Source organism: Cupriavidus sp. 01L43 (assembly GCF_056399925.1).
Genome location: NZ_JBFTSH010000050.1, coordinates 1 through 748, shown reverse-complemented (window position 1 = coordinate 748; position 748 = coordinate 1). Strand labels below are relative to the sequence as shown.

At 61.1% G+C, this 748-nt stretch carries 1 protein-coding gene; it reads left to right on the top strand.

Features of this window, described 5'->3' with window-relative positions; translation table 11 throughout:
• Nucleotides 1–64: 64 nt before the first annotated feature.
• Nucleotides 65–748: contractile injection system protein, VgrG/Pvc8 family (locus tag AC1DP9_RS27730; protein ID WP_477109074.1), on the top strand; the 684-nt coding region annotated here is incomplete at its 3' end.

The following is a 748-nucleotide window of genomic DNA, read 5'->3' as shown; positions in this document are numbered from 1 at the left end:
TCGTCGCTTTTAGTATGCCGCATGCGCAGTGCCAGACACTGCGGCGGCTACGGAGCGATGACTGATGGCAGAGGGTTTCGACGCGCTCGGCGCAACGTTGAGCGGGCAGCAGCAGTACTTCCTTAAGGTTCCCGGCGCGGCCAGCGCCGGGGCATTGTCGGTGGTGTCGTTCGAGGCTGTGGAGCGGCTAGGCGAACCCTATGCCGTCACGGTTCAACTCACGCACCCTGCCGAACTGGATCGTGCCGATTATCTCGGCAAGGCGGCCAGCTTTATCATCGACCCTGGGGACGGGTCAGCGCCGCGGACCTTCGCCGGTTGCATCATGCGTTTCACCGAGACGCAGCAGACGCGGGACTTCCACGGCTACGAGTTCATCGTGGAACCGCTCGTCGCCCGGCTTCGGCTKACSCGCTCCACCCGCATCTACCAGCACCAGACCGCGCCRGAGATTATCGAGGCGATTCTGCGGCGGCATGAACTGGTCGGGCATCAGTTTTCCTTCAGGCTTCGACGCCAATATCCCCAGCACGCGTTCCGCTTCCAGTATCAGATGTCCGATTGGGAAWMCATCCGYCTGCTGATGGAGCAGGAGGGGYTGTATTCCTATTTCCTTCCCGGCAAGTTCGGCGAGATGGTGGTGTTTGGCGATGACATTGACCATTACCTTTACAAGCCTGAATTGCGGGTGCCGTATCGCGAGACGGCGGGATTGGARGCTGGTGTCGAAGCGGTCATCGGCCTTCGT